The following is a 12,597-nucleotide window of genomic DNA, read 5'->3' on the forward strand; positions in this document are numbered from 1 at the left end:
AGTTCGTCGAGCTGTTACCTGTGTTTCCCCAGCGTACGGCGGTGCAACAGACTAGTCACCGCACTTTGACCTGTGCTTGGCATAGAGGCCCAGGCGATCGGCCAGACGTTTAGTGCGGTGGGTCGTGCTGGGCGTTGAGGCGTCGGGCTTCGGCGAGCTGGTCTTCGAGGATGATGATGCGGCACGCGGCCTGCAGCGGGGTGCCCTGGTCGACGAGTTCGCGGGCGCGGGCGGCAATGCGCAGCTGGTAGCGGGAGTAACGGCGGTGTCCGCCCGCGGAGCGTTGCGGCGTCAGCAGTTTCGCCTCGTCGAGGCTGCGCAGGAATCCGGGGGTGGTGCCGAGAATCTCGGCGGCCCGGCCCATGGTGTAGGCGGGGTAGTCCTCGTCGTCGAACTTGTCCGCCGCGCTCGAGCGCGCGGCGGGGTCGTCGGAATGGTCTGGGCTCACTGCACCTCCACATCACAAGGGACCCCAGCGCCGTGCGGCGCCGGGGTCCCGAGGGTTGGGTTCATATCACTGTTGTCAACCGGTCGTGAGACCGGCCTTCCGTACCCGCGTCCGCCCGAGAGGCGGACAACGCGGAGATCGCTGATGCGTAACCGAGAACCACCTTCCAATCCGATGGGACTGCGGTACCCGCCCGGCGAACTACAGCCACAGCGGGCGATCCAATGACGCGACCCTTCCCTTCTTTCCTCTGTATTCCACTTGCCTGGTACTGCCACTGCACTTTTCGGTACTGCCGCGAACGCCACCGGCTGGAACCCTTCACCGAGATCGGTCCCAGCACGCCTGACGCCGCCGATCAGGTAGCCGGAACCCCTTGTACTAGCCCGGTTCCGGCCACCTGACCGTCCTGCTTCGGATACTGCGAACTACTCGTTCACTTGCTTCGCGGGCGCACTGTCTCCGCCCGCGTCCTGCATTGCCTCGCCGGGACCGTCATCTGCTGTGTTTCGTCGTTCTTGCCCGGTCCCGGTACTGCCTGGCGACCACCGGAACCTGTTGCCTGCGTGGCTCCGGACTGCCTGGCCGCCGTGTCGTGCTTCGCGGGCAGTTACGTTCTCTCCCGCGCCTGCTGGACGTTGTCTCTCTGCGTACGAGGAGAACACTACACACACCTGCAGCCGAATGTCTACCCCAGCGATCACAGATTTTCTTCCGGCGACGGTGGGGCCGCGGATTGGTCGGTGGAGCGCAGGGCATCCTGGGGTCCTGCCCAGGCCGGTGCGGCGGCCTGGCTCCGGGCAAGGGAAGGCGGGATCTGATGGACAGCGAGAAGCCGTCGGCGCGGCAGGGCCGGACCGGCGAGGAGGTTCTCGCGGCGGTGCCCTTCGGCCTGCGGGTGGGAGCAGCGGCGTTCGGGCGACTGCGGTGGTCGCCGGGGGCTGGGGTGATCGGTTTCGCCGCGGTCCGGCTGGCGACCGTGCTGGTCCCGGTGGCGGTGGCGGTGGCGCTGGCCGGGCTGCTGGCGCCGTCGGCGTCGTGGCCGGTGGGCAAGAAGGGTTCCCCGCGGGCCGGCCACCGCGGTCGTGCTCGTCGGAGGGCTCGCCGCGGTGGGCGGGGTGGTCACCTTCGTGGTGCTCACCGTCTCCGCCGGGATGCCCGCCCTGAGCGAGCAGATCCTGCGCAGCGTGGACGATCTGCGCACCTGGCTGCGGTACCGGTCCGCTGCACCTGAGCCAGGGCCAGCTCGACCAGGTGCTCGACCAGCTGTCCGGCACCCTGGGCCGGAACCAGGGCGCCCTCGCCTCCGGCGCGCTCTCGACTGCGGTCACCGTCGGCGAGGTGCTCACCGAGTTCCTGCTGATGGTGTTCTGCCTGATCTTCTTCTTCGCCCAGGTCCGCCCGGATCTGGGCATCTTGCCGCGCCTCCCCGGCCCGGTTCCGGAGCCGGGTGGAGCGGTCCGGAAAGCGGCTCGGCCGAGCAGTCGGTGCAGGTCCGCCGTTCGCGGCGGCGTCTGGCCGGTTTCCTTGTCCAGCACGGTGATTTCGGCGGGCGCGTCGGTGCGGCAGCAGCCTGGAACAGCTTTGCCGCACACGCGCGTCACGCCGCAGCCGGATACCAGCGCCGCGACGGCGGCGCCAGCGGCGAAAAACCGGACTCGCCGGACACCGTCTGCTGCTCGGAAACCTTGCCGGGCAACAGACATTGCCGGCCAGGCCTCAGGTCGTGGCACGGTGAACCGACGGCCGGGATGACCGGCGGGTGCCCAGTCGGTACGGAACCGCGGCCGCGATGTGCTCCGCGCCCGGTTCCACGAGGTTTCCGGCATCCTGGCTGGGCAGGCGCGGCCAGTCCTCGCGCAGGGTGTCCAGCGGAGCGGCCACGCCGAATTCCGCTTCGAGCCGCGGCGAGCAGTGCGGCCGGCCTGCCGAACTATCCGGGCCCGCGGGCGGCGGCGAACACCGTCCCTTCGTCCTCGGTGCGCAGCCGTGTCCGGCCGCCGGGCCACATTGCGACCTGCGAAACTCCGCAACGGAGAGCGATCGGCCGGGGTCTCGGACAAGACCACCGCCACCAGCTTCGCCGACGGCGCGGTCGACGCGGACTCGTTTGCCGGCCCGACCGCGCTGCCGTGTTGCCGGAGGCGGCCCGCTGGCACCAGCCCAGGCTCTCAAGCACGGTTGGCCGATCTGTTCACGAGCGTCGAATCCGCGTTGCAGCGGCGCTCGCGACCGGTGATCCGGATGTGCCGGTCACGGTCTCCGTGCGCGGGCTTATTGCGGCGAGGCCGCGGTGACGGCTGCAGCGGAAGCCGTCCAACTGCACGGCGGCATCGGGATGACGTGGGGGCATTCGGCGAACCTCTGCCTCAAACGCACCAAGGCGGACCAGATTGCGCGCGGGACCTCCGGTGCCCGCCGCGCGCCCGGCTTTCAGCGCCGACCGGTCTCCCGGCTTGATCAGAAACCCCGGGAACGGCGCGCGGACTACCGGGTTCCGTTCGGACTCCTGGTTGATACGCACACTCCGAGCGATTGCCCGCTGCTGCGCGTCTTCAATCCCCGCGCCGGTTGTTGCGCTTGGACGGCCGGGGATTCAGCGGTTGCTGTATGCGCGCATCCCTCGCCATGTCGGTGTTCTCCGTGGTTGGAGGCGTCATGGCGAGCCGGCGTGTCACCCCGGCTGGACGGCGTTGCTGCCCGCTGTGGCGATGATCAGGCCGAGGAGCCGGTCATCTGCGCGGCCAGTATCGCCCGGTCGAGCCGCGCCGGTACCGGGCTGAGCTGGCCGTGCCGGCTCCCGCGCAGGGCGTCGGCGACGAACTGCGCGACGGTCGCCGGGGGCGGCGCGATCTGGCGGCCGAGGCGGCAGATCACCGGCGGTTCGTCGTCGCCGCGCGGTTCGATCGCGACGGACCAGCCGAGCCGTTCGTCCCACACGAGCATCAGGTCCCGCTGCGGGAGATCGGCGGTGCGCGCGGTGAGGCCGAGGTAGGCGGTCGCGGTGTCGGTCACCTCGCAGGTCACCGCCTCGGCGGGGACGCCGATCAGCTCGGCGACCTGGCGGGTGTACCCGGCGAGCGCGGACTCCAGCCCCGGTGCGCCTGTCTCGGCCGCGGGTTCCAGGCCGAGGATCGACAGCAGGAGGATCTTGTCCGGCCGGTCCCGGGCCATCCGGGCGACCGCGCGGGCGGCGCGGTCGCGGTGTTCGTCGCGCTCGCGCAGCTCGTTGGCGTGGGAGGCGGCGAACCGGGCGGCCGGGCCGTCGGCGTGCGGAGGGGAGAGCGTGGACGTCATGGCCGACGCCTCGCGGCCGGCCGGAGAGCCGGATACGACGGCGGGGCGGCCCGCCGGCCGCGGCGCCGCGGCCGGCCCGCCGGCCGATGCGGTGGCGGTCAGAGGACCGACACCGCTATGGCCTGCGGGCCGCGGTTGCCCTGGCCGACGTCGAACTTCACCCGGGCGTTTTCGTCCAGGCTGCGGAAACCGCCGCCGGCGATTTCCGAGAAATGGACGAAGACGTCGGCGCTGCCGTCGTCGGGGGCGATGAAACCGAAGCCTTTTTCGGCATTGAACCACTTCACAGTGCCTTCGGACATTCACGAACTCCTAGTCGCGTCGAACATGCGGCACGGCCTCGGACGAGGCGGCCAGCTGCGAGCGCGGAAAGCAGAAGCCGGAAAGGCAGATGCCGACGCTCGCCAAAAACCTCTGCGAGCGTCAGGAAAAACGAACACAAAAATCTTCAACCGCCCCCAGTTGACCACAGTCGACGGCCGTCGTCAAACGATCTGCGCGTTTCAGCCCTGACGCGGCGGTCCTCGCCAGCACGGCGCAGCGCGGCGGTCAGCGGGGTTCACGCCATGCTTCCTGACGCGGGTCACGCGGAGCCGCGACGACCCCGCTGGCCACGACTGGTCCGACGGCAGCCTGCGACATTCGCCCCTGCGCCTACCGCGGCGACGCGGTGGCGACCGCGACTTCGCCCGCCCGCCGGTGCCCACGCCTGACTTCCGGGGTGTGGGCACGCGCACGTCGGGTGGCGCTGGCCGTGGCGGCTGCGCTGCCGGACTGGCTCGAGGCCGGTACCCCGCCGCGGATGCGCGGCCGCCACCCGTATGGCCTCTGCTGTCCGCGGACGTCAGAGGACGGATACACCGGTGGCGTGCGGGCCCCGGTCGCTCTGGCCGGTTTCGAACTCGACGCGCACGTTTTCGTCGAGGCTGCGGAAACCGTCGTCGGCGATCTCGGAGAAGTGGACGAAAACGTCGCTGCCGCCGTCGTCGGGGCTGATGAAACCGAAGCCCTTGTCCGCGTTGAACCACTTCACAGTGCCTTGAGCCATAAGGGAATCTCCTTGGTCGCGTCGAACCGGGGAGGACCGCCTCGGCGAGGGGGACCGGGTCGCGAGCTCGCGGATCGAGAATCGGGAAAGACACCGGATACGCTCGCTCGACATTCTTGCGAGCGAAATGACGAACACAAAAATCTTCAACCGGCATCAGTGGAGCACACCGGTCGAGAGCCGGTCGATCCGGCCCGGCGCCGGGAACGCGTTGCCGCCCTGCCGCGCGCCGCGGACCGGGCTCGCGTACCGTCGAGGGCAGGGCCGAGAGTCCCGGACGCCGTGAACACCGGTTGCGAGGAGCACCGAACGGCGAAGACCCGGGCCGTCGAGCCATCCACTGGCGGGGAGCGTGCCGCTCCGTTTCCCCGTGATACGCGACGACTTTCGCCGAGGCCGCACACCGCTGGCCCGCCCACGACGACCATCGGCGCCGCGCCGCGCGACCGCGGAGCCGCCACCCCGATTTTCTTGAGGAGACCGCACCATGAGGAACACCCTTCACCCGCCGAGGCCGCCGTCCGCCGTGTCACCGGTCGTGTTCAGCCATCCCGATGCCGGCCAGGCGCCCGCCCGCCCCGTCGGCGGGGCCCTTCGTTCCCGGCGGGTCGCGTTCGCGGCGCCGGGCTCCACGCCGCGGTCGCGATGACAGCGACTCCGGCGCAGCCCGGCAGCGAGTACGCGGCCCTGTCCCACCAGATCCGGGCAGCGGGGCTGCTGCGCCGCCGCCATGGCTACTACGCGCTGAAAATCGCCGGCAATCTCGCCGTGTTCGCCGGAGCATGGGTCGGGTTCGCGTTCCTCGGGGACACCTGGTGGCAACTGTTCATCGCCGCCGCACTCGCGATCGTCTTCGCGCAACTGGCCTTCATCGGCCACGACGCCGGCCACAAACAAATCTTCCGCACCCGCCGCCCCAACGACCTGCTCGGCACGATGCACGGCGGGCTCGTGGGCATCAGCTACCAGTGGTGGATCCACGGACACAACCAGCACCACGCCAACCCCAACCACGAACACCACGACCCCGACCTCGACATCCCCGCCCTCGCGTTCACCAGCACCCAGGCACGACTGAAAACCGGGTTCCTCCGGTGGATGGCCAAACACCAGGCCGCGCTGTTCTTCCCGCTGCTCACCCTGGAAGGGCTGAACCTGCACGTCTCCGGGATCAAGGCCGTCATCCGGGGCGAGACCCCGGCACGGCGACTCGAAGGCGCCCTGCTGTGCCTGCACATCGTGGCCTACCTCGCCGCGGTGTTCCTCGTGCTCTCACCCGGTCTCGCGGCCGTGTTCATCGTCGTGCACCAAGCACTATGGGGCATCTACATGGGCTGCTCGTTCGCGCCCAACCACAAAGGCATGCCCACCATGACCGAATCCAAAGTCGACTTCCTCCGCAAACAAGTCCTCACCTCCCGCAACGTCCGCGGCGGACGCGTCACCGACTTCCTGCTCGGCGGGCTCAACTACCAGATCGAGCACCACCTCTTCCCGAGCATGCCCCGACCCCACCTCCGCCACGCACAACCGATCGTCCAACAATTCTGCGACACCCACCACATCCCCTACACCCAAACCAGCCTCATCGACTCCTACCGCCAAGTCCTCACGCACCTCCACGCCATCGGCGCACCACTGCGCACCTCCCGCGCAGCCGCATGACACGCTGCCGCCGCGTGGCCGGTGTCTCGGGCTGCATACGGCGGCAGGGCCCTGCGTGGTCGCGACGCCCCGGCGGGATACGGAAGAGCGCCGGTATCGGCGGCAAGCAAAACCCTCGAACGGTGAAGATATCGGCTTCGTTGTCGACAAAGGCAAAACTTTCGGCTTCGGCGACGTTCCTGCTCATTGCGGCTACTTTCCGATGTCGAGGAAGTAAGGCGTCATGGAAAGCGAAAAATTGCTGCTTGCGTTCAATGCGGGTCGGCGTGGCGGATCCAAGAGTAGTCACGAAGCGCGACAGCCGCCAGGAGCGTGTCGTTCGACGACACTCAGGCTCGGCAACTAGACTCACACCGACAACGCCCGGTTGAGTGACTTCGCCCGCGTCCTCGCCGATCGAAGCCCGGTCCCGTCGTCGTGGCACCGCAGTCCGTCATCGAATCGCTGAACGTCGGCGGCGAGTCAGACCGGCCTTCGAAAGGAGCAACGCATGGAGATTCAGATCAGCACGGACAAGAACGTCCACGGAGGCGAGCACCTGATCCAGCGGCTCGAGGCCGAACTCCAGTCGACGCTTGCGCGCTTCAGCGGCCACCTCACCCGCCTGGAAGTCCACTTGAGCGACGAAGTCTCAACCGGCGGAGGCGTCGCGGACCGGCGGTGCGTGATCGAGGCGCGCCCGGAAGGCAAGCCGGCGGTGGCAGTCACCCACCACGCGGGTTCGGTGGACGAGGCGTGCCACGGCGCCGTCCGCAAACTCGAGAGTGTGCTCGAGAGCAAATACGGACGGACGGACCACCGCAAAGGCGGGGAATCCATCCGGCACATGCCGGAGAACAATTCGAGGTGAGGTGCGCCGGTTCCTGATCGGGATTCGAGCCGGGTTCGCTGTCCCGGCGTTTGCGACGCCCGCTTCGGCGGGCTGGAATGGGGGCCCGATCGACAACCGAATCGGGCGTCATCTCGTAGCTATTCAGCTGGTGTGAGCGCGGGTGGTAGCCAGGCGCCGGTGGTGAAGAGTTCGCGGAGGGCGTCGAGCTTGCTGCGGCCCCGTTGGGTGGCTGTGTCCAGATAGGACTGGACGATGGCGAAGTCGGTGAGGCCTTGCAGGGTGCGCCAGGCGCCGCCGGAGGTGCGTTGCTGGATCTTGACGGGCCGGCATGCGCGCTCGGCCGCAAGGGCGGTCCCTACCGCGACCGTCATCTCGATGGTGCGAGTTTCGGCGAGGGGAGTTCCAGCTGTCACGCGTGGAATAGAACGACGACAACGCCGTCTACCATCCGAAACCTTCAAGTGCAAGAAGTGCAGTATCGCCCAACGCCGCGCCGAGGTGGCGGCCGAAGCCATGCGGTCGCTCGACCCGTTGGGGGTCGGCCCCCGTCAGCGCTCCCAGCGCGCAGGTGCAAGCCAGCAGTGCCCCGGCCTTGCCGGCGGCCATCGCCTGGCACTGGGCGAGGGTGACCTCGGCAGGCGTGCACGGTGTGCGGCGACGGTCACCCTCCGGGTTCAGCCTCCTCTTTTGCCCAGACCTCGGGAAGGACTTCTTTGCTCACAAAGGCGGGTTCGACGTAGGCGCGGGGCGGTAACGCAGAGCGTCTCTGTGGTGCCAGGTGTAGATCCCCTGCACGTTCGTGCCCAGATCGGCGGCGTAGATCTTTGCTTTCGCTTGCCATTCCCCGAAGTCGGGCAGGTTTTCCTGAAGAAGGATGAATTCATGCAAGGCCTGGTCGTGAAGTTCCATCGCGTCCATCCACGCGTCTTCCAGGGAAAGGTCGCGTTCGTGGGCGATGACAGCGACGATGTTGACGACATCGCCCTTGCGGGAGAGTTCACGGAAGGCGGAGATAAAGTCGTTGTGGTATGCGACTAGGAGGCCGGTGAGCCAGTGCATGCGTAGGATATGCGGGTGTTCGAGGACAAAGTCGGGTAGGTCGCGGTAGTCGCGCTGAACGGGGGCGTACTTGCAGTAAGGGATGGCACCGGCGGTGATCGAACGCACGGCGTTGTAGATGGGAAGGGGCGGCGGAGTGTCGGCGACCTTCCATTTCTTCTCGTCCTGGAATCCTGTGAGCAGGTCGTTGATGGAATTGACGAACTTCTCGTAGTGCCGGGGTGGGATACCGGCTTTCTGGGCTTCGTCGTACATGAGACGGAACGCGTGATGGAGACCGATTTCACCCGGAGCCGCAGGACCCCGCACAGAGTCATTCCTGCACCTGCACGCGGCAGTGTGCTGCGCCGCATTAGGGCACCACACCGCCGCGCTCGAACACTGCGGAACGGCTCGGAAAAACCTGGCCCAGGCCACCGGTCCACATCCCGTTATCGGCTCGTCCCACACCGCCGAACTTGCCTTCCACAACGCTCAGATCATGCGCTGGCACAACGAAACCGATGGCGCCGTCACCGCGTTGCACGCCGCCTTGCGCACCTATCCCGCCGGCGAACATCGCTCCCGCGCCCTCACCCTCGCCCTGCTGGCGCAACTCCTCCTCGACATGGGCCAATTCACCGACGCCCGCACCATGTGGCGCCGCGCCCTCACCGGTTACCCTCACCTGCGCTCAGCACGCACCACCGCCGCTCTCACCACCGTCGGCCAACGCCTTTCACGAGTCGGTAACCCGGGGACTGCCCGACAACGGTGTTTTCCGGCCAAGCGCGGGAAGGGACGGAAACACTGAGCAAGCCTGGATCCCCGTCCGGTTCTGGGGTTGACCCGTTTTGACGGACGGGGTCGTTGAGGTGGTGTCAGGCTATCTGACGGTCGGTGGTGTTGTGGGTCGCGTGGTGTCTGGTTTCGTAGGTGCTGGGGCTGAGGTAGCTGAGGCTGGAGTGCAGTCGGCGGGTGTTGTGCCGGCCTTCGATGTAGTCGAAGATCGCTTTGTGTGCGGCGGTTCTGGTGGGCCAGGCGCGGCGGTTGATCAGTTCCGCTTTGATGGTCGCGAAGAATGATTCGGTGACTGTGTTGTCCCCGGCACTGTCTCTTACGTCCCACCGATAAGCGCACTCCGTGGTTGTCGGCGAGGTCGCCGAACTGGGTGGAGGTGTGTTGGCAGCCGCGGTCGGAATGGAAGATCACCCCAGGCTCTGGGCGGCGCTGGGTGACGGCGTTGTTGAGCGCGTTGGCGATGAGGTCGGTGCGCAGGTGGTCTGCGGTGGCCTAGCCGACGACCCGGCGAGGCCCGAGGTCGATGACGGTGGCCAGGTATAGCCAGCCTTCCCAGGTGTGGATGTAGGTGATGTCCCCGCACCAGCGTTTGTTGATTTCTTGTGCGCTGCACGAGAAATCTCGCGTGATCAGATCGGCGGGGGTGGTCGCGGCCGGGTCGGGAATCGTCGTGGTGCGCCACCGTTTCGGAGCCCGGCCCGCGCGGCCGGCGGCGCGCAGGAGCCGGGCGACGCGTTTGCGGGAATGCCGCCGCCCGCGGGCCCGTAGTTCGGCATGCAGCCGGGGTGTCCCGTAAGTGCCCTTCGACTCGTCGTGGATGGCGAGGATCTCCGCTGGTCGGTTCCGCGTCGGTTCGTTCGCGTGCGGACGGCTCAGCGGCGCGGTGGGCGTAGTAGGCGGCTCGGGGGACCTTCAGCAGTTCGCATGCGCGTTTGACGTTGCCGCTGCCGGCGTTCTCCGCCTCGATGAACGGGTACACGTTCACCGGGTCTCCTTCGCGAAGAAAGCCGTCGCTCGTCCGAGGATCTCCACGTCCTCGGACAGACGGCGGTTCTCCCGCCGCAACCGGGCCAGCTCGTCCCGCTCGTCGCTGCTCAGCCCGCCGTCGGCGCGGGTCCCCGCGTCCCGCTCGGCCTGCGCGATCCACTCCCGCACGGCGGTCTCGGTCAGGTCGAAGTCCTTCGCGACCTGACCGATCGAGCGATCACCGCGCCGGCACAGCTCGACGATCTCAGCCTTGAACCCCCGCGTGAACGAACACCGCGCCCGAGGCTTCTTCCTGCCCATAGTCTCCATGATGAGGGACATCCTTCCGGAGGCACACGCCTCCTGATCTTGGATGTCCGTCAAAGCGGGTCACGCCCAATGAGGATCGCAACTGAGTTGTACTGCGCTGAGCGGGAAGTGGCCCGCCCCGGTGGCATCGGCCATCAGGGGCCGATGAGGATCGCAACGTTGACGGGCTGGAAACCCTCAAGGGCGGTCACGACGGTGGCATCGGCCACCCCAGGGGCCGATGAGGATCGCAACTACGCTGCGTCAGGGGATAACCCGAGCGCGCATGTCGCGTGGCATCGGCCCCGGGGGCTGATGAGGATCGCAATGCGGATCAGGGCTGCGACGTAGTCGCGGGCCTCGGCCAGCGCCACCGGCCCTCCGGGGTCGATGAGGACCGCAACTTCAACCGGCTCGAGAACCACCTCGAAGAAGACCACGTGGCGTCGGCCCCGGGGCCGATGAGGATCGCAACAGCCTGGTCGCTTCGCTGGTGATGGCGTGCTCCGCCGAGGGTGGCATCGGCTCGAACCGATGGACCGTAACTCCCGTAGCCCAGTCAGCCGAATGGCCTCGGTACCGATTGGTACCCCAGAGGTGATCTCGTAGAAAGCAGGCTGGCGAGTGCGCGTGAGTGGCTCTGATCGCGGTGTGGGGTGGGGCAGACGGGCGTGGAGTCCCTGGCAGAAGAAGAAGTCAGGCAGTTCGCCCAGTTCCAGCTTGTCATCTGTGGAGCTGCCGGTCAGCACGCGCGTACGGGCAATGACCCGCAAACGCGGGCTGACTAGCAGAAACAGGTGAACTGCTGATGCTCACACCCTGAAGGCTGTGTCACGGTCCTGCATTGCGCGCTGGGACGCGTAGAGTGGCCAGGAACCTCAGGTTTCGCTATTGTCGATGGTCGCGGTGAGCGTGTCGGCGAAGGTGTCGAGGCGTTGCCGGAGAGCGACGTAGTGGCCTGTGGGCTGGCGTGCGCTGATGAGCGGCCATCTCGTGTGGACGTGTCGGATGATCGGCCCGCCTGGTCGGGGCTGGTCGACGTTGGGGCGGATGGCTGGGGCGAGGACGTGCTCGCCGTGGGTGATGCGGACCCAGACCCAGACGGAGGCGAGCAGGCGTTTGCTGTCGCCTCAACCGATGTAGGGGCGGACGGGGCCGGAGATGGGGTGCGTGGGCAGGCCGGCGATCAGGGTTTCCCATTCGTCGTGCGAGAACGACCAGGTTTTGAGCGCGTCGCGCCGCTTGCCGTAGTCGGTCCGAGTGGCCGCGGTGTCGAGGTGGTGGGCGATGCTGTGGATGGCGGTGTCGAAGGCGTCAGAGGCTTGACCTCGGAGCTTCTGCTTGACGACGGCGAGCGCGTTTTCGCTGGCGTAGTAAGGGATTCCGAGGAGCTCCGCGGCCTCGGCGGCATGTCCGCCGACACAGATTTGCGCGAGGCGGGCCGCCGCGGCGCGACGCAGCAGTTGAGGTTTGACGTCGGTGATGTGAGCAAGGTGTTCGGTGTGCCATTCCGCCAGCAGATGCTGCGGGATGTGCTGGATGCCGAACCGAACCGGCTGCGGACGCGGGGACCGTGGTCGGCAGCGAACACCGAGCTCCTTCATCACGTTGCGGTCTCTGATCTCCAGACCGAGCGCGGTGCGCAAGCCGGGCGAGCAGTGCCCGCCGCCGGCCAGGAACTGCCGGGTCCAGAGGGACGCGCTGGCCGGCGCCGCGATCACGAGCGGGCGTAGCAGTGTGCGGACTCTGTCGGTGTCGGCCGTGCTGGCGATCTGGTTGGCCAGGACGAGCAGGTACACGCCAACGGTAGAATCCAGGGGCGGTTTGTCGTAAAGGGCGATCTCCCGCGCAGCGTGGCCGGAACGGCGGATGGCGTCAATCTGCTCGCGGGTGTTCCGAATGTGTTCGTCGATTGCTTGTGCGGCGGGCGCGGCGGGCGTGAGGAGATCGCCGGCCGTAGGCCAGGATGACGCGATGAGGCAGCAGATCAGGCGCAAGTCAACGAAGTAGCGTGCGGGGTCGGTGGGCTGCCCGACGCTGGTGATCGTCTCCGGCATGTCCGCGAGGAGCAGGGCGAGCAGCCGCGTTTGGAAGCGAAGGAACTCGCTGTCACCGGGGAGATCCGGTCCCCGGTGCGACGGACCATCGAGTCGGGTTTGGCAGATGCGCCCGCGAGTGCCGTTGTGCGTGGGC

General features: G+C 67.7%; 14 protein-coding genes and 2 pseudogenes. 5 read left to right on the forward strand and 11 right to left on the reverse strand.

Annotated features, from left to right (window positions below):
- Positions 1-109: 109 nt before the first annotated feature.
- Positions 110-448: a MerR family transcriptional regulator gene (locus tag ATK36_RS23845; RefSeq protein ID WP_245915052.1), complete on the reverse strand. Its 339-nt coding sequence runs from the start codon at positions 446-448 to the stop codon at positions 110-112.
- A gap of 820 nt (positions 449-1,268) precedes the next feature.
- Here ATK36_RS23845 and ATK36_RS32455 point away from each other — a divergent pair.
- Positions 1,269-1,682 (forward strand): hypothetical protein, encoded by a 414-nt coding sequence (locus ATK36_RS32455; RefSeq protein ID WP_098513530.1) that lies wholly within the window; start codon positions 1,269-1,271, stop codon positions 1,680-1,682.
- A gap of 485 nt (positions 1,683-2,167) precedes the next feature.
- Here ATK36_RS32455 and ATK36_RS33785 read toward each other — a convergent pair whose 3' ends face one another.
- Positions 2,168-2,332 (reverse strand): hypothetical protein, encoded by a 165-nt coding sequence (locus ATK36_RS33785; protein WP_245915054.1) that lies wholly within the window; start codon positions 2,330-2,332, stop codon positions 2,168-2,170.
- Between the two features lie 394 nt (positions 2,333-2,726).
- On the opposite strand from ATK36_RS33785, the pseudogene ATK36_RS33790 reads away from it, so the two are divergent.
- Positions 2,727-2,852: pseudogene (locus tag ATK36_RS33790) on the forward strand (acyl-CoA dehydrogenase family protein); the annotation flags it as partial.
- A 311-nt stretch (positions 2,853-3,163) separates the two neighbouring features.
- Here the strand turns inward: ATK36_RS33790 and ATK36_RS23860 are convergent.
- The 3 genes from ATK36_RS23860 to ATK36_RS23870 form a co-directional block, all read right to left on the reverse strand.
- Positions 3,164-3,745, reverse strand: a complete 582-nt coding sequence (locus ATK36_RS23860; protein ID WP_245915056.1) for a DUF6292 family protein — start codon at positions 3,743-3,745, stop codon at positions 3,164-3,166.
- A 98-nt stretch (positions 3,746-3,843) separates the two neighbouring features.
- Complete coding sequence (locus ATK36_RS23865; RefSeq protein WP_098513531.1) at positions 3,844-4,047, reverse strand: cold-shock protein; 204 nt, start codon at positions 4,045-4,047, stop codon at positions 3,844-3,846.
- 542 nt (positions 4,048-4,589) lie between these two features.
- Positions 4,590-4,793 (reverse strand): cold-shock protein, encoded by a 204-nt coding sequence (locus tag ATK36_RS23870; protein WP_098513532.1) that lies wholly within the window; start codon positions 4,791-4,793, stop codon positions 4,590-4,592.
- Positions 4,794-5,438: 645 nt separating this feature from the next.
- Between ATK36_RS23870 and ATK36_RS23875 the strand changes: the two genes are divergently transcribed.
- A complete protein-coding gene (locus ATK36_RS23875; protein WP_098513533.1) occupies positions 5,439-6,458 on the forward strand; it encodes a fatty acid desaturase family protein in 1,020 nt (339 codons plus the stop codon).
- Between the two features lie 490 nt (positions 6,459-6,948).
- Positions 6,949-7,308 carry an HPF/RaiA family ribosome-associated protein gene (locus ATK36_RS23880; protein WP_098513534.1) on the forward strand — a complete coding sequence of 120 codons (360 nt, stop codon included), beginning with the start codon at positions 6,949-6,951 and terminating at the stop codon, positions 7,306-7,308.
- 119 nt (positions 7,309-7,427) lie between these two features.
- Here ATK36_RS23880 and ATK36_RS23885 read toward each other — a convergent pair.
- A pseudogene (locus tag ATK36_RS23885) lies at positions 7,428-7,631 on the reverse strand (IS66-like element ISFsp10 family transposase); the annotation flags it as partial.
- 376 nt (positions 7,632-8,007) lie between these two features.
- On the reverse strand, positions 8,008-8,715 hold the full coding sequence (locus ATK36_RS23890; protein WP_483860565.1) for a terpene synthase family protein: 708 nt from the start codon (positions 8,713-8,715) through the stop codon (positions 8,008-8,010).
- Between ATK36_RS23890 and ATK36_RS34930 the strand changes: the two genes are divergently transcribed.
- Positions 8,630-9,142 (forward strand): NsdA family TPR-like regulatory protein, encoded by a 513-nt coding sequence (locus ATK36_RS34930; protein WP_479722930.1) that lies wholly within the window; start codon positions 8,630-8,632, stop codon positions 9,140-9,142. The genes ATK36_RS23890 and ATK36_RS34930 overlap by 86 nt on opposite strands.
- Before the next feature lie 67 nt (positions 9,143-9,209).
- Here the strand turns inward: ATK36_RS34930 and ATK36_RS34795 are convergent, their stop codons facing one another.
- From ATK36_RS34795 to ATK36_RS23920, 4 genes are all read right to left on the reverse strand, one after another.
- Positions 9,210-9,530, reverse strand: coding sequence for an IS3 family transposase (locus ATK36_RS34795; protein WP_098515141.1), 321 nt, complete (start codon positions 9,528-9,530; stop codon positions 9,210-9,212).
- Positions 9,531-9,621: 91 nt separating this feature from the next.
- Positions 9,622-10,005: an IS3 family transposase gene (locus ATK36_RS34800; protein WP_098515142.1), complete on the reverse strand. Its 384-nt coding sequence runs from the start codon at positions 10,003-10,005 to the stop codon at positions 9,622-9,624.
- 105 nt (positions 10,006-10,110) lie between these two features.
- Positions 10,111-10,416, reverse strand: a complete 306-nt coding sequence (locus ATK36_RS23910) for a transposase (RefSeq protein ID WP_170069881.1) — start codon at positions 10,414-10,416, stop codon at positions 10,111-10,113.
- A gap of 1,118 nt (positions 10,417-11,534) precedes the next feature.
- Positions 11,535-12,461, reverse strand: a complete 927-nt coding sequence (locus ATK36_RS23920; protein ID WP_098513539.1) for a hypothetical protein — start codon at positions 12,459-12,461, stop codon at positions 11,535-11,537.
- Between the last annotated feature and the right edge of the window lie 136 nt (positions 12,462-12,597).

The sequence above is a fragment of the Amycolatopsis sulphurea genome (genome assembly GCF_002564045.1).
In the GTDB taxonomy this organism is placed as follows: domain Bacteria; phylum Actinomycetota; class Actinomycetes; order Mycobacteriales; family Pseudonocardiaceae; genus Amycolatopsis; species Amycolatopsis sulphurea.

Excerpts from the sequence above, each read along its gene's own strand:
- ATK36_RS23865 (WP_098513531.1), bottom strand. The coding sequence starts at position 4,047 with ATGTCCGAAGGCACTGTGAAGTGGTTCAATGCCGAAAAAGGCTTCGGT.
- ATK36_RS23870 (WP_098513532.1), bottom strand. The coding sequence starts at position 4,793 with ATGGCTCAAGGCACTGTGAAGTGGTTCAACGCGGACAAGGGCTTCGGT.
- ATK36_RS23910 (WP_170069881.1), bottom strand. The coding sequence starts at position 10,416 with ATGGGCAGGAAGAAGCCTCGGGCGCGGTGTTCGTTCACGCGGGGGTTC.
- ATK36_RS32455 (WP_098513530.1), top strand. The coding sequence starts at position 1,269 with ATGGACAGCGAGAAGCCGTCGGCGCGGCAGGGCCGGACCGGCGAGGAG.
- ATK36_RS23920 (WP_098513539.1), bottom strand. The coding sequence starts at position 12,461 with ATGCCGGAGACGATCACCAGCGTCGGGCAGCCCACCGACCCCGCACGC.
- ATK36_RS23880 (WP_098513534.1), top strand. The coding sequence starts at position 6,949 with ATGGAGATTCAGATCAGCACGGACAAGAACGTCCACGGAGGCGAGCAC.
- ATK36_RS23860 (WP_245915056.1), bottom strand. The coding sequence starts at position 3,745 with ATGACGTCCACGCTCTCCCCTCCGCACGCCGACGGCCCGGCCGCCCGG.
- ATK36_RS23875 (WP_098513533.1), top strand. The coding sequence starts at position 5,439 with ATGACAGCGACTCCGGCGCAGCCCGGCAGCGAGTACGCGGCCCTGTCC.